This window comes from Photobacterium proteolyticum, from assembly GCF_001939735.1.
Taxonomy (GTDB): Bacteria; Pseudomonadota; Gammaproteobacteria; order Enterobacterales; family Vibrionaceae; genus Photobacterium; species Photobacterium proteolyticum.
This window is the reverse complement of sequence record NZ_MJIL01000047.1, coordinates 41,118-60,700: the sequence shown is the minus strand read 5'-3', so window position 1 is coordinate 60,700 and position 19,583 is coordinate 41,118. Positions and strand designations below refer to the sequence as shown.

Below are 19,583 nucleotides of genomic sequence, written 5' to 3'. Positions count from 1 at the left end.
GAGACAGAGTGATGAGTAAACTGGATAACCCGCAATTAGCAAAAATCAGAACCATGGTGCCAGAAATGCGCCGCGTTGAGCGTATTCACTTTGTTGGAATTGGCGGGGCCGGCATGAGCGGTATCGCCGAAGTATTGATTAATGAAGGCTATTGCGTGAGCGGGTCGGATATTGCCCCGAACGCTGTTACCGAGCGGCTGACAGAAAAAGGCGCCAAGCTTTTCTTTGGTCATGCCGCCAGTAACGTTGAAGGGGCGAGTGTGGTCGTGGCCTCTACGGCAATATCTGCCGATAACCCTGAACTGGCCACTGCACGTGAGCTGAGGATCCCGGTTGTGCGCCGGGCAGAGATGCTGGCCGAACTGATGCGCTATCGCCACGGTATTGCGATTGCCGGTACCCATGGCAAAACGACCACAACGGCACTGACCACCCAGATCTATTCGGAAGCCGGCCTCGATCCGACATTCGTCAACGGTGGCCTGGTGAAAAGTGCCGGTACCAATGCTCGCCTGGGCTCCAGCCGCTATCTGATTGCCGAGGCCGACGAGAGTGATGCCTCATTCCTGCACCTGCAGCCGATGGTGTGTGTGGTGACGAATATTGAAGCCGATCATATGGAAACCTATGGCGGCGACTTTGAGGTGCTGAAGCAGACCTTTGTCGACTTCCTTCATAATCTGCCTTTCTACGGCCTGGCCGTGATGTGTATTGATGATCCGGTTGTGCGTGAGTTGCTGCCGAGAATTGGCCGGCAGGTGATCACCTATGGTTTCTCTGAAGATGCCGATGTCCGCCTGGTCAACTATCGCCAGAAAGGCCAGCAGGGGCACTTTACCATTTTACGTTCGGGCAAGCCTGCGCTTGATATCGAGTTAAATATTCCGGGTCAGCATAATGCGCTGAATGCCACGGCTGCCGTTGCGGTGGCAACCGAGGAAGGGGTTGAAGACGACGCAATTATTCGCGCGCTGGCAGAATTCCAGGGGACGGGCCGTCGCTTTGATCACCTGGGTGAGTTCGAGTCCGGCAACGGCAAAGTAATGCTGGTGGATGATTATGGCCACCATCCGAGTGAAGTGGACGTGACAATCAAAGCGGCAAGGGCAGGATGGCAGGAAAAGCGCCTGGTAATGGTGTTCCAGCCTCATCGTTACAGCCGTACCCGTGATCTGTACGATGATTTTGCCAATGTGCTGGAGCAGGTTGATGTGCTGGTGATGCTGGATGTATATGCTGCCGGAGAGGCACCGATTGCCGGGGCCGATGGCCGCGCACTTTGCCGCACTATTCGCGGACGCGGCAAGATCGATCCGATTTTTGTCCCTAACAGCGAGGCATTGCCGTCTGCGTTGGCCAATATCATTCAGAATGATGATTTGGTATTAACTCAAGGCGCCGGTGATGTTGGCAAAATAGCCCGTCAACTGGCTGAAATGGAGCTTGATATTTCAGAAATGCGCCGGGATTGATTGTTTGTCAAAAGTTGAAAGCAAAATGGTACATTTATTGCATTGTTTTTAAGCGGCAAAGTGCCCGTGATATAACCATTTATTAGGTTTTGATCTCAGGATATGAAAGGAAACCTTCAACAATAGTTGGAGAGCAACGGGTTGGTCGGTATAATCGATCAACTTTGTGCATTCCTACCTGACTTTTCCAAGCGTCAGTTATCCCTCCCGGTGATGTTGGAGGGGTAATGATGATTGAGGTAAGGGCAAACAAACGTTATATGGCTGATGCAGTCTTAAAAAGAGTATCCCAGCCCCCTTTGGGTAAGGCGGCACATTGGGGAGGCGTGGCGTTTTTTCTCTTTGTTATCGGTTTTATCGCCTGGCTGGTTAGCGCAGGGTTAAACTGGATGACAGACGCCAACCGGTTGCCGTTATCGCAACTGGTGATTCAGGGAAAGCTTGAGTACCTGAGTGCCGACGATGTTCGCCAGGGAATATTGCAGCTGGATCACCTGGGCAGCTTTATGACCCAGGATGTCGATGAAATCCAGCTGGCTCTGGAAGCGTTGCCTTGGATTTCGAGAGCATCGGTACGAAAACAATGGCCTGATTCAATCAAGGTTTTTGTGGTTGAGCACCAGCCGGCGGCAATCTGGAACCAGCAATACCTGGTGAATACTGACGGTGCGGTGTTCGAGGCACCGGCAGAGCAGGTAACTGAGAAACATCTGGCCGGATTAAGCGGACCGGATGGCAGCAGCCACGAAGTGCTGGCCGCGTTGCATGAAATGCAACCAAGATTACAGCTTGCCGGGTTCGACATTGCCAGGTTGGCATTGAATGAACGCCGAGCCTGGCGAGTATGGCTAAAGAATGGAATTCGACTCGAGTTGGGTCGAGAAGCCCGAATGGAGCGCCTTGAGCGTTTTATCGGTATATATCCTGAATTAGAGCAGCAGGGAAAAGCCATTGAGTACGTAGACTTGCGCTACGATACCGGGGCTGCTGTGGGTTGGAAAGTGGTTCCAGAATAATACAACCAGAACAAGCCTCTGAATAACTAGGGCAGTTCGGTGAGTATAACTATAAGAGCGTGCGCTAATGACGAAGGCGGCAGATAAAAAACTCATAGTGGGCCTGGATATCGGCACATCCAAAGTGAGTGCTTTGGTTGGGGAAGTCTTGCCTGATGGCAATGTAAATGTCATTGGTGTCGGCAGCAGCCCGTCACGGGGAATGGACAAAGGCGGGGTCAATGACCTTGAGTCCGTCGTCAAATCTGTCCAGCGTGCAGTCGATCAGGCTGAGCTGATGGCAGATTGCCAGATTTCCTCTGTGTTTTTGTCGTTATCCGGCAAACATATACGTTGCCAGACAGAAAAAGGCATGGTGCCTATTTCTGACAAAGAGGTAACGCAGGATGACGTTGATAATGTTATTCATACAGCGAAATCAGTAAAAATTAGCGATGAACACCGAACTTTGCATGTAATTCCTCAGGAATTTGCTATTGATTATCAAGAGGGAATAAAAAACCCTGTTGGATTATCAGGCGTTCGGATGGAAGCCAGTGTGCATTTGATCACCTGCCACAACGATATGGCTCGCAATATTGTAAAAGCGGTCGAGCGCTGTGGACTAAAGGTTGATCAATTGATCTTTTCTGGTTTGGCTGCCAGCCATGCGGTACTGACAGCCGATGAGCGCGAACTGGGTGTTTGTGTGGTCGATATCGGCGGCGGTACCATGGATCTAGCGGTCTGGACAGGCGGAGCATTGCGGCATGCCGAAGTGATCCCTTATGCCGGCAATGTCGTGACCAGTGATATCGCCTATGCATTCGGTACCCCTCCGGGGGATGCCGAAGAAATCAAAGTGAAATTTGGCTGTGCGTTGAGCGAGCTGGTGAGCAAAGATGCGAAGGTCGATGTACCGAGTGTCGGTGGTCGACCGTCACGCAGCCTGCAGAGCCAGACACTGGCAGAAGTGATAGAACCCCGTTACAGCGAGCTGTTGGGGCTGGTTAATCAGAAACTGCTGGAAATACAAGAACAACTGCGTAATGCAGGGGTGAAGCACCATTTAGCGGCAGGTATCGTTCTAACAGGCGGTGCCGCACAGATGGAAGGCCTGATTGAATGTGCCGAGCGAGTTTTTCGCAATCAGGTACGGATCGGGCAACCGCTTGAGCTAAGTGGGCTGACTGATTATGTTCAGGCTCCGCATTATGCAACTGCAGTAGGTCTACTGCATTACGGAAAGGACAGTCAGACATTTGATGATGGTGAACTGGAGCCGAAGCGTTCGGTATCCGGAATTTTCTCCAAAATCAGTGGCTGGCTAAGAAAAGAATTTTAAAACCTGATGCGAACAGGATAAACGGAGAGAACAAATGTTTGAACCGATGATGGAAATGTCTGATGAAGCGGTAATTAAGGTCATTGGCGTTGGCGGCGGCGGCGGTAATGCTGTCGATCACATGGTACGTGAGTCGATTGAAGGTGTTGAGTTCATCAGTGTCAATACTGATGCTCAGGCGCTTCGAAAAAGCAGTGTAAGTACAGTGATCCAGATCGGTGGTGATATCACCAAAGGTTTGGGGGCGGGTGCGAACCCTCAGGTGGGTCGTGACTCGGCACTGGAAGATCGTGAGGCGATCAAGGCCGAGCTGCAAGGCTCTGACATGATCTTCATCGCGGCAGGAATGGGCGGCGGTACCGGTACCGGTGCGGCTCCGATCATTGCTGAGGTGGCGAAAGAGCTGGGCATTCTTACTGTTGCTGTGGTGACCAAGCCATTTAGCTTTGAAGGTAAGAAGCGTATGGCATTTGCTGAGCAGGGTATCGAAGAGCTGTCAAAGCACGTCGACTCGCTGATCACCATTCCAAACGAAAAACTGCTGAAAGTGCTGGGCCGCGGTATTACCTTGCTGGATGCTTTTGCCAAGGCAAATGACGTACTCAAGAATGCGGTACAGGGCATTGCAGAGCTAATTACCCGTCCGGGTATGATTAACGTCGACTTTGCTGACGTACGTACCGTGATGTCTGAAATGGGCCATGCCATGATGGGCAGCGGTGTTGCAACTGGCGATGACCGTGCTGAAGAAGCCGCTGAAATGGCTATCTCCAGCCCGCTGCTGGAAGACATCGACCTGGCTGGTGCTCGTGGTGTGTTGGTTAACATCACAGCCGGTCTGGATATGCGTCTTGACGAGTTTGAAACTGTGGGTAACACAGTGAAAGCCTTCGCATCAGACAACGCTACGGTTGTTATCGGTACGTCTCTGGATCCTGAGATGACGGATGAGCTGCGCGTAACGGTTGTTGCAACGGGGATTGGCAAAGAGAGCAAGCCGGATATCACTCTGGTGACATCGTCTAAGCCGGTCCAGGCAGTTGCGCAGGAAAAGCCGACTGCTGCAGCACCGGCAGTCGAGGAGACTAAGCCAGCACCGCTGAGCCAGCAGGCTCCTGCGGCCGAAGCGAACGTGCAACAAGGCTCGTCTTCAGCAGCGGCAAAGTCAAAGCCTCAGGCTGACCATGACTACCTTGATATTCCAGCATTTTTACGCAAGCAGGCTGACTAGCCGGCGTAAATTGTTTGGGTTACCGCTCAATAAGTGGTAAGATGTTTGCCCATTTATCGTGCAATTGCACGGTAATGGGCCGATGTATTGGCTAATTTAAGTTGAGAAGAGCAGATGATCAGACAACGTACACTGAAAAGCATAGTGCAAACGACCGGGGTGGGACTTCACTCTGGACGTAAAGTCACGCTTATTCTGCGTCCTGCCGCCGCAAATACCGGTGTGATCTATCGTCGTACAGATTTGAACCCGCCTGTGGATTTTCCCGCAGATGCCGACTCTGTGCGCGATACCATGCTGTGTACCGCCCTTGTAAACGAGGAAGGTGTGCGCATCTCAACGGTTGAACACCTAAACGCAGCTTTGGCAGGTATGGGAATCGATAATGTGATTATCGAGGTTGATGCACCTGAAATCCCAATTATGGATGGCAGTGCAAGCCCATTTATCTACCTGTTGCAGTCTGCCGGTATTGAGACCCTGGGCGCTCCTAAGCGTTTCTTGCGTATCAAAAAAACTGTTCGCGTCGAAGATGGCGACAAATGGGCTGAGCTCCGTCCGTACAACGGGTTCCGTCTGGACTTCGCTATCGATTTTAATCACCCGGCGATTGAATCTGAGCAGCAGCGTTTAGTATTGGACTTCTCGAGCCAGTCATTTGTCAAGGACATCAGCCGTGCCCGTACTTTCGGCTTCATGCGTGATATCGAGTACCTTCAGTCGCAGAACCTGTGTCTGGGTGGCAGCTTTGATAACGCCATTGTTCTGGATGATTACCGCATCCTGAATGACGAAGGCCTGCGCTTTGATAACGAGTTGGTGACGCACAAGGTGCTGGATGCGATTGGCGACCTGTACATGTGTGGCCATAACATTATCGGTGAGATGTGTGCCTATAAATCGGGCCACGCCCTGAACAACAAGGTGCTGCGTGCAGTCCTGGCGGATCAGGAGGCCTACGAATGGTCTACCTTCGAGGATGAGCGTGAAGTGCCGGTTACCTTTGCCCAGCCGGGTATGGTGCTCGCCTAAGCACAAATGCAGAATTAAAAAACGCCGGACATTACATTGTCCGGCGTTTTTGTATCAACTGAATCATCGCTGGCGCTGTTGCGCTGTCCGTTGACATCATCACTCCCGGCGTTTATTCGCGGCTAATGCGGCCAGTCTCTCGAGCTTTTTCTTTACCTTGTCCGGCGCGTTCTTGGCCGTAGTCAGTAAATATTGGGCTGCCAGCGGTGATATTGGCTTCTGAACGATATCCGGCGCCTTGTCTTCCTGCTTTCTTTCGACCGCGGCCAGTGCCGGGTTCACCTTTACCTCGATACTTGCCAGTTGCGGCAGCAACTGCTCGCGTAATTTTCGGATCAAATTGTTCCGCTCGTAGTTGAGCCGCATCGACCAGGATGCAGAGGCCGTTTCAATGATTAACGTACCCTGGCGATAGTTGCTGACCCGGCAGTGATCCGAGCAATCCAGATGCTGTTTGACGGCTTTGTCGAGTTTGCTCAGCGCGATAGCACGTTGCTGAATGTTGCCAATCTGGCTGTCATCAAGCAGGCTGGCGGTGGTTCGGGGGCGGTGATCACGCATGAAACACGTCCTAATTAGGGCTAAGTTCTAATTTTTCGAATATGAGTCGTAAGTCGTCTGCTTTTATCATAGGCGACCTCGTTAATATGTCATATTATACCAAGTCTATAGAATGCAGGTTAATGATTGGCTGTTTTCTATAGCAATGGCAGATATGCCTGGCCGCAAGGGGTGCGGCTGTTGTTAAAACACTGTCCCCAAGCAAAACATTGGTATTGTTTTCATCTAGCCCTTGAAATTAAACCAGAGGGTCACAATATCATTTATAACCATTGTTTTTCGTGTCGGCTTCTGTTGTCACATTCTTGTGGCGGATTCAGGCGGGACAGGAATCCCGGTTATGAAACCCAGATTAAGCGATTCAGCCAGTACTGAAGCTGAAATAACAAAGAGAAAACGGCAACGCCATGTTATCAAAACTACTGACCAAAGTTATCGGTAGCCGTAACGACCGCACTCTGCGTCGTTTGCGTAAAATTGTTGATCAGATCAACAAGCTAGAACCTCAATTAGAAAGCCTGCAAGACGAAGAGCTGAAAGCGAAAACTGCTGAGTTCCGTGAGCGTCTGGAACAAGGTGAAAACCTTGACCAGTTGCTACCAGAAGCTTTTGCAACCGTGCGTGAAGCGTCGAAGCGTGTATTTGGTATGCGTCACTTCGATGTCCAGCTGATTGGCGGCATGGTGCTTAACGATTGCCAAATCGCCGAGATGCGTACTGGTGAAGGTAAAACCCTGACGGCGACACTACCGGCTTACCTGAATGCCCTGACGGGTAAAGGCGTTCACATCGTTACGGTGAATGACTACCTGGCTGCACGTGATGCGGAAACTAACCGCCCTCTATTTGAATTCCTGGGCATGACTGTCGGCGTCAACGTGCCGAACATGCCGCCGCAAGCGAAGAAAGAAGCGTATGCGGCAGATATCCTGTACGGAACCAATAACGAGTTTGGTTTTGACTACCTGCGCGATAACATGGCTTTCCGTCCGGAAGACCGCGTTCAGCGTGAGCGTTTCTTCGCGGTAGTCGATGAAGTCGACTCCATCCTTATCGATGAAGCTCGTACCCCGTTGATCATCTCTGGTCCGGCAGAAGACAGCTCTGAGCTGTACATCCAGATCAACAAGCTGATCCCTGAACTGGTGAAACAGGATCAGGAAGACAGCGAAGAATACCGTGGTGAAGGCCACTACACTGTCGACGAGAAGGCCAAACAGGCCCACCTGACCGAAAATGGTCAGGAGTTTGTCGAAGAGCTGCTCAAGCAGAAAGAAATGATGGCCGAGGACGATACCCTGTACTCGCCAGCCAATATCAGCCTGCTGCACCATGTTCATGCCGCACTGCGTGCCCATGTTCTGTTCGAGCGTGATGTTGACTACATTGTTAAAGATGATGAAGTGATCATCGTTGATGAGCACACTGGCCGTACTATGCCGGGACGCCGTTGGTCTGAAGGCCTGCACCAGGCAGTAGAAGCCAAGGAAAATGTGAAGATCCAGAACGAGAACCAGACGCTGGCCTCGATCACCTTCCAGAACTATTTCCGTTTGTACTCCAAGCTGTCGGGCATGACAGGTACTGCCGATACCGAAGCGTTCGAATTCCAGTCAATCTACGGTCTGGAAACTGTTGTGCTGCCAACCAACAAGCCGATGATCCGTGATGACATGGGTGATCTGGTTTACATGACCGAGCTGGAAAAATTTGCTGCGATTAGCGAAGACATCAAAGAGCGTGTCGGTAAAGGTCAGCCAGTGTTGGTCGGTACCGTATCGATTGAGAAATCTGAGCTTCTGTCTAACGCTCTGAAAAAGCAAGGCATCAAGCACCAGGTACTGAATGCCAAGTTCCACGAGAAGGAAGCTGACATTGTTGCCGAGGCTGGTCAGTCTGGTGCGGTAACCATAGCAACTAACATGGCAGGTCGTGGTACCGATATCGTACTGGGTGGCTCGTGGCAGAGTGACGTGGCCAAGCTTGATAACCCGACCGATGAGCAGGTTGCAGCGATTAAAGCCAAGTGGAAAGAAAGCCATGACGCTGTGCTGGCTGCCGGTGGTTTGCATATTATCGGTACTGAGCGCCATGAATCTCGTCGTATTGATAACCAGCTGCGTGGTCGTTCTGGTCGTCAGGGGGATCCGGGTTCATCTCGCTTCTACCTGTCGATGGAAGATGGCCTGATGCGTATCTTTGCCTCTGATCGTGTTTCCAACATGATGAAGAAGCTGGGTATGGAAGAAGGCGAAGCGATTGAGCACCCATGGGTGACCAAGGCGATTGAGAATGCCCAGCGCAAGGTAGAAGGTCGTAACTTCGATATCCGTAAGCAGCTGCTTGAATTCGATGATGTTGCCAATGATCAGCGTAAGGTAGTTTACGAGCTGCGTGACGAGCTGATGAATGCCGAAGACATCAGCGAGATGATCGAGCAGAACCGTGAAGATGTGATCCAGGCTGTTATCGATGGTCATATTCCGCCGCAATCTCTGGAAGAAATGTGGGATGTACCTGGGCTGGAAGAGCGTCTGAAAACAGACTTCGATATGGAGCTGCCAATTCAGGAGTGGCTGGATACCGAAGAAAAGCTTTACGAAGAAGCACTGCGTGAGCGTATCGTCGAGAAGGCTGTAGAGATTTACCGTGAGAAAGAAGAGGTTGTCGGTGCAGCGGTACTGCGTAACTTCGAGAAGACGGTCATGCTGCAAAACCTTGATACGCTTTGGAAAGAGCACTTGGCTGCGATGGATCACCTGCGTCAGGGTATTCACCTGCGCGGCTATGCCCAGAAGAACCCTAAGCAGGAATACAAGCGCGAGTCGTTTGAGCTGTTCGAGGGAATGCTGGAGAGCCTTAAGTCTGATGTCATTATGATTCTCAGCAAGGTGCGTGTTCAGCAGCAGGAAGAAGTTGAGCGTCTGGAAGCAGAGCGTCGCCGTCAGGCGGAAGAGCTAGCTCGCCGTCAACAGTTCCAGCATCAGAACGCAGAAAGCCAGATTGCCGATGAAAGCACTGAAAGTGGCGAAAGCGCACCTTTCCAGCGTGAAGATCGCAAAGTGGGTCGAAATGAGCCTTGTCCATGTGGCTCCGGCAAGAAATACAAGCAGTGCCACGGCAAGATCAGCTAATTGATTAGCCGTAAAACAGTTTGATACAGTGAAAAGGCCGCGCAAGCGGCCTTTTGTTTAGTGGAAAAAGAAGCGGGATGGGCAGGGGCGTACCTTGGAAACATGTGGTTTTCATGTGCACCGCTGGCGACTCGATATGGATAGCAGGTATCAGTTTGGAAAAGAAACAGGTGTGGATCTCGGCAGGGATCATTCTTAATGCTCAGCAAGATGAGGTTTTTATCACCCGACGTGCAGCCAAAGCCCATAAGGGAGGATTTTGGGAGTTCGCCGGTGGCAAGGTCGAGCGGGGAGAGACAGCCGAGCAGGCAGTGATCCGTGAGCTGGACGAGGAAGTCGGTATTCAGGCAACAGAGCTGGAGCACTTTATAGCGCTTGAACATGACTATCCGGAAAAGTCACTGAAGTTCGACTTCTTCCTGATCAAGGCATTTGAGGGCGAAGCCTACGGCAAGGAAGGGCAGCCTGGCGAGTGGGTCAAGTTGACGTGTTTGCGCGATTATGCGTTTCCCGAAGCCAACGAGGTGGTGCTGGATAAGCTGATGGGGATATAAACCCGGTTGGTTCTGGGTTATAGGTTATGGCCCCTGGGACCTAGGATGAGCTGGCTTGGCTCTTCCTCGCACCCAGGGCCGAATATTCTCGTACCCTGTTAATAGCCCATATCTTCTGACCAACCGTCAGAATCGGACATATCCGGCGCGCCCGGTATGGCTTTTTCCTCTTCCGCCCATTCACCCAGGTCAATTAGCTGACAGCGTTTGGAGCAAAACGGGCGAAATGGGCTTTCCTCGCTCCACTTCACTTTCGATTGGCAGGTCGGGCATTTAACAATAGTCATGTTGCTTGAAAGCGCCGTATTAGATTGTGTCACATAAACCTCAGCAGATTGCTAGTTTAAAGTCGATGGCCTCGGCAATGCCTGCGCCTTCTTCAAAAGGCGAGAAGCGAATGGCAAAGCGGCTGCGATGGCCCGATATCATAGGGTATACCCCATAGCTAGGGCAAATCTCCAACCGTAACAAGTTGGCATCGTCGGCATCATGCTGGAAAAATCCGCCGCGAGCGATTTGTGGCTGATACTGGCCCGAGTCTCGGGTCAGGCGGAGCCATAAGTTGAGCGCTTCGGTTAGCTCGGCAAGCTGCTTGAGCCAGTTGGCCATATCATTTTGCTTGTGTGCCAATGGTAAGTGTAGCCAGTGATGCAGGGCCGGGAGGTCAAAGCAGCAACTGCCGCCAGGAATAGAAAATCGTTGCTTGATACCGCTCAGAAAGCGATCTTCGCGGATCTCCTGGCCGAGCCGGCTGGCAGTGATTAGCTGGTGATGAGCCAGATCAATGTTATCGAGAATCGCGAGCAGGGCGGATTGATCGACCCCGTCGATATTGAGCCAGCTTTTGAGCTTGGTGCGTTGTTTGTCGAGATCTTTCGCCAGCTCGGACTTGAGCTGGATCTGATCGAGAATTTCCAGCAGATCAAACAGGGCCCGGAAGAAGATCTGATGCTGCCACTGATCATTAAGCTGGCTGGCATGTGTCATTTGCCGGATCAAATACTCAAGACGCAGATAAATGCGTACTTTTTCGTTTAGCGGATGTTCAAAGCGGTTTGTTAGCATACTTGTTTATCCGAGGTTAACCCGTTACTGATAGTGAAGGCTCATCGCTAAATATTGCTGATGTAGTTCAGAAACGGCATCGTCGAGCTCGTTACTGTCGCCATTGTTGTTGATCACATCGTCGGCGGCGTCCAGTCGCTCCTGGCGTGAAGCCTGGGCTGCCAGGATCTTTTGGACATGGCTGGCGTCCACTTTATCGCGTTGCCGGGTGCGTGCTATCTGCACCTCTTCATCCACATCCACGACCAGTAAGCGGTGGGTCATGGCCTGCAGGTTGTTTTCTACCATTAACGGGATCACCAGCAGGCAGTATGGCGATGTTGCTTGCGCAATATCCGCCTTCATCTGTTCCCTGATCATAGGGTGAAGAAGGGCATTTAACCAATCTTTCAAGCTGTTATCGTCAAAAATGGCCTGTCGTAGCTTACTGCGGTCCAGGGTGCCATCTGTCAGCAGAATGTCAGTTCCCAGCTTCTCGACAATGGCCTCAAGCCCGGGAGTACCGGGCTCTACGACTTCTCTGGCGACGATATCGGCATCAATAATATCAATGTTATAGCGGCCAAATCGCTCGGCAACGGTTGTTTTGCCGCTGCCGATGCCGCCGGTGAGTCCGATAACCATTGTCATGACTACAATCCCAGGTATGAAGTTAGGTACCAGTTCAGCATGGGTTCACCCCATAAGATGGCGATCCAGCCTGCCAGTGCCAGGTAGGGGCCAAAGGAAAACGGGGTCTGAGAGTCTGAACTTTGTATACGCATCAAGATGATGCCACAGATCGCCCCGACCAAGGAAGACAAGAGTACAACAAAAGGCAGCAATTGCCAGCCGAGCCAGGCGCCTAGCGCAGCCAGTAACTTGAAGTCGCCATATCCCATGCCTTCCTTGCCAGTGAGCAGCTTAAAGCACCAGTAAAGGCTCCAGAGTGACAGGTAGCCAGCCATTGCACCGATAACTGATTCGGTGAGCGATACAGGTCCCCAGCCCAGCAGGGCAACCAGAATACCGGCCCACAGCAGCGGCAGGGTGATCTGATCAGGGAGCAGCATTTTGTCGATGTCGATAAAGGTCAGGGCGATAAGAGCGAAGCTAAAGAAGATCACGGCGATTGCCCACTCGGATGCGGGCAGAACAATGGCTACGGTTGCCGTGACAATGGCGGTGAAAAGCTCGACGGCCGGATAGCGGGCACTGATTTTTGCCTGGCATGAACTGCAGCGCCCTTTGAGAAGCAGCCAGCTGATAACCGGAATGTTTTCCCACATGCTGATTTGGTGCTGGCAGTGCGGGCAGCGGGAGCGGGGCACGCTCAGGTTAAAAGCTGCAGGGTTTTCTACCGGACCGAACTCCGGAAAACATTCGGCGCAGTCGGCTTTCCACTGCCTTTCCATCATAACGGGCAGACGGTAGATCACGACGTTGAGAAAGCTACCGACCAGCAGGCCGAAAATGGCAGCAAAAACAGGAAATAGCCATGGGTAGTAAGTCAGCAGTTCCATGAAAGACATCTCATACAAATATGTCTGGGTATTGTAGGGGATCATAACAGCAGATCCTAGGTTAAGCGCGGCTGGCTTTTACCCCATCACGCTCATTAATTTAAAGATAGGCATATACATTGCGACCAACAGGCCGCCAATCATGCCGCCAAGGAAAAGAATAATCAGCGGCTCGAGGATTTTGCCGAGGTTATCGACTGTATTGTCGACATCATCTTCATACAAAGCGGCTATTTTATTGAGCATATCATCTAACGAGCCGGACTCTTCGCCTATCATTGTCATCTGTAGCATCAATTCCGGAAAGACATCGCTCTGGCGCAGGGCAATATGGAGCGGCATACCTGCAGCAGTGCTGCTGTGAGCCTCTTCGATAGCCTGTTCGATGAATTTGTTGCCGGCCGTTTTACCGGCGGACTGGAGGCCGCTTAGCAAGGGGATCCCGGCACTGAAAGTAGTGGCCAGGGTACGGGAGAACCTTGCCACCGTCGCCTTGAGCAGAACATTGCCGACGATTGGCAGCTTTAAATTGAGACGGTGAATCGCCAGCTTGAATCGGCGAGAGCGCTGATAGCGAAAAATGAAAAAAAGCAGGAATGCTAACAGGCCAATGGCCAGGTAAATGCCGTAGCCGAGCATGAAATCAGAGGCTTTGATCACCTGCTGGGTAAACCAGGGTAACTCGGCGCCGAAGTTGCTGAAGATGCTGGCAAACTGCGGGATGACAAACACCAGCATCATGATCGTGACACCGATTGACGTAAGGGTAACCATTGAAGGGTAGATCATCGCCTTGATGACTTTTTTCCGTGTTGACTCGTTTTTTTCCCGGTAGGTCGCGATGCGATCGAACACTTCAGGCAAATGGCCGGTTTGCTCGCCGGTGAGCACCAGATCGCAGTAGAAGTTATCAAACAGGGGGGAGCTGGTTTTCAACGCCCGTGACAGCGATGCCCCTGCTTCTATCTGGGTGGTTACCTGGGCCAGAATCGCTCTGCCTTCAGCCTTGTTGTGGCTGTTTGCCATCATTTTTAGCGCCTGGACAACCGGTACGCCCGAGGCAATCATTGTCGCCAGTTGGCGGGTGATGGCTGTAACATCGGCTGGCTTTAGCTGGTTTTTGAGTTTGCTTAGTGTCGATGGCTTGTGGCGTTTTATTTTTTTTACCTGGATCATCTGTTCGCCGAGCATAGTGCGAACGTCACGCTCCTGAAAACCCAAGGTAATACCCGAGACTTTTTTCCCGGCCTGATTAACGCCCCGCCAATGGAAATAGCGAATTTTACTAACTTGTGCCATCGGTCTTCCTTGTGTGAACGTTAGCTAAAATGCAGCACCCGCTGCAGCTCTTCCAGGCTGGTGATACCTGCGCGGAGTGTGTCTATGCCTGACTGTTGCAGTGTCTGCATTCCCTGGCGGCAGGCTAACTCTTCCAGCTCGAGGGTCGAGGCGCCTGCTACCAGAGCCTGGGCGATCTCACGGCTAAACGGCATGACTTCATAGATCCCGACCCGGCCGAGGTAGCCTTGGTTACAGTCGTCGCATCCTTGCTTGTTGGCCTGGTAGACAGTGGCTGCTGGCGGTATTTTCAGCTGTTCACATACTACACTGTCGAGTTGTTGCTGTTGTTTACAGCTATTGCACAGACGGCGGGCGAGGCGCTGGGCAATGATCAGGCTGAGTGATGAGGCCAGGTTGAAGTCCTGTATCCCCATGTTGGTCAGACGGGTGATGGTTTCGGCTGCCGAATTGGTGTGCAGGGTAGACAGCACCAAGTGGCCGGTTTGCGCCGCCTTGACCGCAATGGATCCGGTTTCCAGATCCCGTATCTCGCCGACCATGACCACATCGGGATCCTGGCGCAGAAAGGATCTCAGCGCCTCGGCAAAGCCCAGTCCGATCTGGCTGTTGATCTGGACCTGGTTGATCCCCGGCAGGTTGATTTCAACCGGATCCTCGGCGGTAGAGATATTTCGTTCGTCGGTGTTGAGGATCTTTAGTCCGGTATAGAGTGATACCGTTTTGCCGCTTCCTGTGGGACCAGTCATTAAAATCATCCCCTGCGGCTTTTTCAGGGCGTGCAGATAAGCTTGTTTCTGTGGTTCGTTGTAGCCGAGGATGTGAATATCCAAATTGGCGCTGGAACTGTCGAGGATCCGCAGTACCACTTTCTCCCCCCACAGTGTCGGCAGGGTCGAGACCCGAAGATCGATCGCCAGCGTCGGCGTCAGCTTAAGTTTGATCCGGCCGTCCTGTGGCTGGCGGCGCTCGGCAATATTGAGTTTCGACATCACCTTGAGGCGCGTGGACAGGCGTCGCGACAGGTGCGCCGGTGGCATGGCATGCTGGTGAAGGATGCCGTCACAGCGAAAACGGATCCGGTACGATTCCTCGTAGGGCTCGAAGTGAATATCCGAGGCTTTCTTGCGTACGGCATCCATCAATACCTGGTTGATATAGCGGGTAACCGGGGCGCTGTCCTGGCTGAGATCGGTTGCTTCATCAAGCAACTCGCCGTCACCTAAGTCAACCAGTTCGCCCAGATCGGCATCTGTCACGCTGCGCTGGTGCTGGAGCGAATGGTGATTTTCGCCGATCTCGCTGCCGTAAATCCGCCGGATCGCACTTTCCAGCTGCTTGGCTTCAAGCAGCAAAGGCTCGATATTTTTGCCGGTGGCAAAGCGAAATTCATCCAGGGCGTCGATCTGGGTCGGATCGCTGAGGCCGATAAAAAGGGTATTGTCGTTTACCTGCAGAGGGAGCACCCGGTGCTGGAGCACCAGTTCGCGCTGGTTGAGCGCTTTGCAGCAGGCGTGGTAGTCGTACTGGTGAACGTCAATCAGGGCGATGGCAAAGATGTGCTCGAGGTGGCGGGCCAGTTCCGTGCCGCTGAACAGACCGAGCTCGACCATGGCAGAAGGCACACTGGCGCCTTCTGCCCGGACAACATCGACCACTTGCTGCTCCTGCTCCGGGCCTATCAGGCTAGCCTGGTGCAGGATGGAGGCGAGGTTGGTTTGCATTAACTAGCAGGGCAAAAGTCTGTTGAAGAACCCAAGGTAGTTTCACAAGTTATTTTCCATGTTACTCCGCTAGTCGTAATTTTTGGTGTCAGTAGAACTGCAGCATCTGTAGGTAAAGACCCTTTAGCATCCTTCACTTTTGCCTTGACTGAGCCTGACTTATACTTGGCGATTTTTTTAGTATCATCATTTGGATCGGCAACTAGCTCTGCAATTACATCTGAAGTTACTGTAAATGAGTCTCCGTCACCTTTCGAAAAAGTTTGCATTCCCGGTACACTATTCTTCGTTGCTCCACAGTCGATGGTAGTATTACCACCTGATACTGACCAATTTCCATTGAGTAGACAGACGCCAACAGCTGTTTTAAATGCACTACTTGCATTTAGCATTTCACTTGCGTGTGCTCGGGCTGTGTAGTTTTGATACGCCGGAACAGCAAATGCGCTCAGAATCCCGATAATCGCCACCACTATCATGAGTTCAATTAATGTAAAACCTTTTTGTCCTTTCATTTATTTATCCTTTTTATTCAGCCTGTGAATATTGTTTCAAAGTCATTCCAGCATACTCACTTAGGCAAAGTGATGAATAATATGGCGATGATTACTCGGCCTACATTTAATTTAAATTCATTGAATTACATTGGTTGCATATGTGTAAGTGGTTGCCGACGCAAATTTTACTAATGAAATTATCAGGTTATGGGCTGTTGATGTATTGGTTATTTGGGGAAGGAGTAATACGAGAGTGGGTGGTAATAGTATAGCGGGATAGATTGAGGCGTTTGGATGTCAGAAAAAAGCAGCCGCTTGGATGTTAGGCTGCTTTTTTGATAATAGCTTGTTTAGTAGTACGCATTATTGAAAGCGCGTTACTTAAACCGCATTACTTAAAGCGCATTGACAAGTCCATGGCTTTTAGGTGCTTGGTCAGCGCGCCTACTGAAATGTAGTCGACACCGGTCAGGGCAAATTCGCGGATCGTCTCGAGCGTGACATTGCCGGAGTTCTCCAGCGCCGCGCGGCCAGCGTTGATTTTTACGGCTTCACGCATCATGTCGGTGGTGAAGTTATCGAGCATGATTATATCGGCACCGGCATCAATGGCCTGTTGCAGTTCATCCAGGCTCTCGGTCTCGATTTCTACTGGCTTGCCTGGATTCAGTTGTTTGGCTGCTGTAATAGCCTGCTTAATACCGCCACAGGCAATGATGTGGTTTTCCTTGATGAGGTAGGCATCGAACACGCCGATACGGTGGTTGAAGCCGCCGCCGCAGGTCACGGCATATTTCAGCGCGCTGCGAAGGCCAGGAATCGTTTTGCGGGTATCGAGCAGGCGACACTGGGTGCCTTCCAGTTGCTTGGCATATTCTGCAACGGTTGTCGCACAGCCTGACAGGGTCTGGATGAAGTTCATCGCATTACGCTCGCCGGTCAGCAGGATGCGGGACGGGCCGCTCAGGGTACACAGGGTCTGGTCGGGTTCGACGGCATCGCCATCCTGGACATGCCATTCGATGCTAACTTCACCGCCCAGCTGCTTGAAGACTTCCTCGGCCCACATCTGGCCGCAGAAGATGCCGTGCTCGCGGGTGATGATAGTGGCGACGCCCTGGCTATCAGCCGGGATCAGGCTGGCAGTGATATCGAGCGTCGGATCAATCGTTCCGCCCAGATCTTCGCGTAAGGTGTCGGTGACGGCACGGGTAATTTCTTGTGGGAGTTGCTGCTTTAAGTAGTTTAAGCGCGATTCGCTGTCGTGCTTCTTTTCCATCTGAGTCATGACATGTCCGTAGCAAGGTTGAGCTGCTGTTGAGCGGGAAGTGGGTAGGCGTTTCCCGAGATCTTATGGCGACGATCATACATGGAGACTCAAAAAGATGCGAGATCCCAGATGGCGGATCTTAGTTCCCAAGAAAGCGGCTCCCCGTAGTCTGAAAAGCGGGAGAAGGAGAGGCGCTTGACATTGCCCCGTAGCTGGTGAAACCTGCCAGCAGTATCCAGTACCGCTGGGCAACAAGATCAGGAAGTATCAAGAAATGTTAACAATCGACAATACCCACTGGCTCGAAGGTGTTAAGCATGTCCCGTCCCCCTTCTATGATCAGCGAGAAGACAGCCAGGATATCTCGCTGCTGGTGATCCACAATATCAGCCTGCCGCCGGGGCAGTTTGGCGGCCCGTATATCGAGCAGCTTTTTACCGGCCAGCTTAACCCGGAGGAACATCCCTATTTCGAGTTAATTTCAGGCTTTCGTGTCTCTGCTCACTGTTTAATTAGAAGGAATGGCGATATTATCCAGTTCGTTCCGTTTGATTGTCGTGCCTGGCATGCCGGCGTGTCGCAGTTTGCTGGCCGTGACAAGTGCAATGACTACTCAATCGGGATCGAGCTGGAAGGAACGGATACCCTCCCTTATACCCAGGCCCAGTACAACACATTGACTGAGCTGACCCGGGTTATTATTCAACATTACCCTGACATCAATGCTTCACGGATCACCGGGCACGAGTTTATTGCACCCGGGCGTAAAACGGATCCCGGTATCGCCTTCGATTGGCGGGCGTTTAAAACAGCGCTGCTGGAAAAATAGTGACCGTCGGGTGAAAAATTGTCATTTTCAAATTGGTCAGACCATTAAACGATTTTTCGCCCATATTTCCTTTCATGACTGTTGATGAATGATGTTCTCTATGTTTTAACAAGTTTTCATAAGTTGAAATTTTTGTTAAATCCCCCTCCATTCTATGATTTCCATCAAGTTGCTGGTGGACATCTTCAATTATTTATGTAAACTTTCCTTCCATAATTTAATTGGTAATACCAATTTACCCGTCAGCGGGTTTCCCGAAACGCTATAAGTACAAGAAGCATAACGAAAAAAATGACTTATAAACGAATTCGCCAACCAAAGCTCTCCGATGCCATCGAGCAGGAACTAGAGCACCTGATCCTGGAAGGCACCCTGTCTCCGGGTCAGCAGCTGCCGCCTGAGCGCGAGCTGGCCAAGCAATTCGACGTTTCACGCCCGTCAGTAAGGGAAGCTATCCAGCGCCTTGAAGCCAAAAACCTCCTGACTCGCCGTCAGGGCGGGGGCACGTTTGTGACGGAAAAACTATGGCAGAGTTTTTCCGAGCCGCTGCTGGATTTGCTGAGCGCCCACCCGGAAACCCAGCTAGATTTACTTGAGTCTCGTCACGCCCTAGAAGGCCTGGCTGCTTACTATGCAGCCCTGCGAGGCAACGAAGAAGATTTCACTCGTATTCGTGACTGCCATAAGCGGATACAAGATGCCCAGCAGCAAGGCGATATGAAGGCCGAAGCCAGTGCAGTCATGCAGTATCTGATCGCGGTGACCGAATCCGCACACAACGTGGTACTCCTGCACATTATCCGCAGCCTTGCACCATTGCTGGAGCAAAACGTATTACAAAACTTTGAACTCCTGAACCGTCGCCAAGATGTGGTGGGGAAGGTGAGAAAGCATCGAGCCAATATTGTCCAGGCGATTGTTTCTGGCGAGCCGGAAAAGGCCCGCGAAGCATCGCATGCACATTTGGCTTATATCGAGGAAACCTTGTTGGATTTATCGCGTGAAGATAGCAGACGTGAACGCTCTCTTCGTCGGATTCAACAACGCAAGGACGGGCTGGATTAGTACCGCTC

The 19,583-nt window shown here is 51.7% G+C and carries 18 protein-coding genes; 9 read left to right on the top strand and 9 right to left on the bottom strand.

What is annotated here, in order from left to right; all coding sequences use genetic code 11:
- Positions 1-11 precede the first annotated feature (11 nt).
- The 5 genes from murC (at position 12) to lpxC (ending at position 6,075) form a co-directional block, all read left to right on the top strand.
- On the top strand, positions 12-1,472 hold the full coding sequence (gene murC, locus BIT28_RS04045; RefSeq protein WP_075762356.1) for a UDP-N-acetylmuramate--L-alanine ligase: 1,461 nt from the start codon (positions 12-14) through the stop codon (positions 1,470-1,472).
- A gap of 260 nt (positions 1,473-1,732) precedes the next feature.
- On the top strand, positions 1,733-2,488 hold the full coding sequence (locus BIT28_RS04040) for a cell division protein FtsQ/DivIB (protein ID WP_075762441.1): 756 nt from the start codon (positions 1,733-1,735) through the stop codon (positions 2,486-2,488).
- A gap of 67 nt (positions 2,489-2,555) precedes the next feature.
- Complete coding sequence (ftsA, locus tag BIT28_RS04035) at positions 2,556-3,812, top strand: cell division protein FtsA (RefSeq protein ID WP_075762355.1); 1,257 nt, start codon at positions 2,556-2,558, stop codon at positions 3,810-3,812.
- 34 nt (positions 3,813-3,846) lie between these two features.
- Positions 3,847-5,043: a cell division protein FtsZ gene (gene ftsZ / locus BIT28_RS04030; protein ID WP_075762354.1), complete on the top strand. Its 1,197-nt coding sequence runs from the start codon at positions 3,847-3,849 to the stop codon at positions 5,041-5,043.
- 114 nt (positions 5,044-5,157) lie between these two features.
- The gene (gene lpxC / locus BIT28_RS04025; protein ID WP_075762353.1) at positions 5,158-6,075 is read left to right on the top strand and encodes a UDP-3-O-acyl-N-acetylglucosamine deacetylase; all 918 of its coding nucleotides are present in this window, start codon (positions 5,158-5,160) and stop codon (positions 6,073-6,075) included.
- A gap of 99 nt (positions 6,076-6,174) precedes the next feature.
- Here lpxC and BIT28_RS04020 read toward each other — a convergent pair whose 3' ends face one another.
- Positions 6,175-6,636 (bottom strand): DUF721 domain-containing protein, encoded by a 462-nt coding sequence (locus BIT28_RS04020; protein ID WP_075762352.1) that lies wholly within the window; start codon positions 6,634-6,636, stop codon positions 6,175-6,177.
- Between the two features lie 407 nt (positions 6,637-7,043).
- Between BIT28_RS04020 and secA the strand changes: the two genes are divergently transcribed.
- Together secA and mutT are read left to right on the top strand one after the other, a co-directional pair.
- The gene (secA, locus tag BIT28_RS04015; protein WP_075762351.1) at positions 7,044-9,770 is read left to right on the top strand and encodes a preprotein translocase subunit SecA; all 2,727 of its coding nucleotides are present in this window, start codon (positions 7,044-7,046) and stop codon (positions 9,768-9,770) included.
- A gap of 155 nt (positions 9,771-9,925) precedes the next feature.
- Positions 9,926-10,324, top strand: a complete 399-nt coding sequence (gene mutT / locus BIT28_RS04010; protein WP_075762440.1) for an 8-oxo-dGTP diphosphatase MutT — start codon at positions 9,926-9,928, stop codon at positions 10,322-10,324.
- 98 nt (positions 10,325-10,422) lie between these two features.
- Here mutT and yacG read toward each other — a convergent pair whose 3' ends face one another.
- The 8 genes from yacG to nadC all read right to left on the bottom strand — a co-directional run bounded on the left by yacG (position 10,423) and on the right by nadC (position 17,690).
- A complete protein-coding gene (yacG, locus tag BIT28_RS04005) occupies positions 10,423-10,611 on the bottom strand; it encodes a DNA gyrase inhibitor YacG (protein ID WP_075762350.1) in 189 nt (62 codons plus the stop codon).
- Between the two features lie 40 nt (positions 10,612-10,651).
- The gene (gene zapD, locus BIT28_RS04000; protein ID WP_075762349.1) at positions 10,652-11,389 is read right to left on the bottom strand and encodes a cell division protein ZapD; all 738 of its coding nucleotides are present in this window, start codon (positions 11,387-11,389) and stop codon (positions 10,652-10,654) included.
- A 24-nt stretch (positions 11,390-11,413) separates the two neighbouring features.
- Complete coding sequence (coaE, locus tag BIT28_RS03995; RefSeq protein WP_075762348.1) at positions 11,414-12,019, bottom strand: dephospho-CoA kinase; 606 nt, start codon at positions 12,017-12,019, stop codon at positions 11,414-11,416.
- Between the two features lie 2 nt (positions 12,020-12,021).
- A complete protein-coding gene (locus tag BIT28_RS03990) occupies positions 12,022-12,891 on the bottom strand; it encodes a prepilin peptidase (protein WP_075762439.1) in 870 nt (289 codons plus the stop codon).
- A gap of 78 nt (positions 12,892-12,969) precedes the next feature.
- Entirely contained in the window at positions 12,970-14,190 is a 1,221-nt protein-coding gene (locus tag BIT28_RS03985) for a type II secretion system F family protein (protein ID WP_075762347.1), read from the bottom strand.
- 20 nt (positions 14,191-14,210) lie between these two features.
- Positions 14,211-15,914, bottom strand: coding sequence for a type IV-A pilus assembly ATPase PilB (pilB, locus tag BIT28_RS03980; RefSeq protein WP_075762346.1), 1,704 nt, complete (start codon positions 15,912-15,914; stop codon positions 14,211-14,213).
- Positions 15,914-16,429, bottom strand: coding sequence for a pilin (locus BIT28_RS03975; RefSeq protein WP_075762345.1), 516 nt, complete (start codon positions 16,427-16,429; stop codon positions 15,914-15,916). Before BIT28_RS03975 ends, pilB begins: the two co-directional genes overlap by 1 nt.
- Before the next feature lie 373 nt (positions 16,430-16,802).
- Positions 16,803-17,690 (bottom strand): carboxylating nicotinate-nucleotide diphosphorylase, encoded by an 888-nt coding sequence (gene nadC / locus BIT28_RS03970; protein ID WP_075762438.1) that lies wholly within the window; start codon positions 17,688-17,690, stop codon positions 16,803-16,805.
- Positions 17,691-17,955: 265 nt separating this feature from the next.
- On the opposite strand from nadC, the gene ampD reads away from it, so the two are divergent.
- Positions 17,956-18,510, top strand: a complete 555-nt coding sequence (gene ampD, locus BIT28_RS03965; RefSeq protein ID WP_075762344.1) for a 1,6-anhydro-N-acetylmuramyl-L-alanine amidase AmpD — start codon at positions 17,956-17,958, stop codon at positions 18,508-18,510.
- A gap of 291 nt (positions 18,511-18,801) precedes the next feature.
- The gene (gene pdhR, locus BIT28_RS03960) at positions 18,802-19,575 is read left to right on the top strand and encodes a pyruvate dehydrogenase complex transcriptional repressor PdhR (RefSeq protein ID WP_075762343.1); all 774 of its coding nucleotides are present in this window, start codon (positions 18,802-18,804) and stop codon (positions 19,573-19,575) included.
- Positions 19,576-19,583 lie beyond the last annotated feature (8 nt).

Coding starts and splice junctions, on each gene's coding strand:
- murC (WP_075762356.1), top strand. CDS start 12: ATGAGTAAACTGGATAACCCGCAATTAGCAAAAATCAGAACCATGGTG.
- BIT28_RS04040 (WP_075762441.1), top strand. CDS start 1,733: ATGGCTGATGCAGTCTTAAAAAGAGTATCCCAGCCCCCTTTGGGTAAG.
- ftsA (WP_075762355.1), top strand. CDS start 2,556: ATGACGAAGGCGGCAGATAAAAAACTCATAGTGGGCCTGGATATCGGC.
- ftsZ (WP_075762354.1), top strand. CDS start 3,847: ATGTTTGAACCGATGATGGAAATGTCTGATGAAGCGGTAATTAAGGTC.
- lpxC (WP_075762353.1), top strand. CDS start 5,158: ATGATCAGACAACGTACACTGAAAAGCATAGTGCAAACGACCGGGGTG.
- BIT28_RS04020 (WP_075762352.1), bottom strand. CDS start 6,636: ATGCGTGATCACCGCCCCCGAACCACCGCCAGCCTGCTTGATGACAGC.
- secA (WP_075762351.1), top strand. CDS start 7,044: ATGTTATCAAAACTACTGACCAAAGTTATCGGTAGCCGTAACGACCGC.
- yacG (WP_075762350.1), bottom strand. CDS start 10,611: ATGACTATTGTTAAATGCCCGACCTGCCAATCGAAAGTGAAGTGGAGC.
- zapD (WP_075762349.1), bottom strand. CDS start 11,389: ATGCTAACAAACCGCTTTGAACATCCGCTAAACGAAAAAGTACGCATT.
- coaE (WP_075762348.1), bottom strand. CDS start 12,019: ATGACAATGGTTATCGGACTCACCGGCGGCATCGGCAGCGGCAAAACA.
- BIT28_RS03990 (WP_075762439.1), bottom strand. CDS start 12,891: ATGGAACTGCTGACTTACTACCCATGGCTATTTCCTGTTTTTGCTGCC.
- BIT28_RS03985 (WP_075762347.1), bottom strand. CDS start 14,190: ATGGCACAAGTTAGTAAAATTCGCTATTTCCATTGGCGGGGCGTTAAT.
- pilB (WP_075762346.1), bottom strand. CDS start 15,914: ATGCAAACCAACCTCGCCTCCATCCTGCACCAGGCTAGCCTGATAGGC.
- BIT28_RS03975 (WP_075762345.1), bottom strand. CDS start 16,429: ATGAAAGGACAAAAAGGTTTTACATTAATTGAACTCATGATAGTGGTG.
- nadC (WP_075762438.1), bottom strand. CDS start 17,690: ATGGAAAAGAAGCACGACAGCGAATCGCGCTTAAACTACTTAAAGCAG.
- ampD (WP_075762344.1), top strand. CDS start 17,956: ATGTTAACAATCGACAATACCCACTGGCTCGAAGGTGTTAAGCATGTC.
- pdhR (WP_075762343.1), top strand. CDS start 18,802: ATGACTTATAAACGAATTCGCCAACCAAAGCTCTCCGATGCCATCGAG.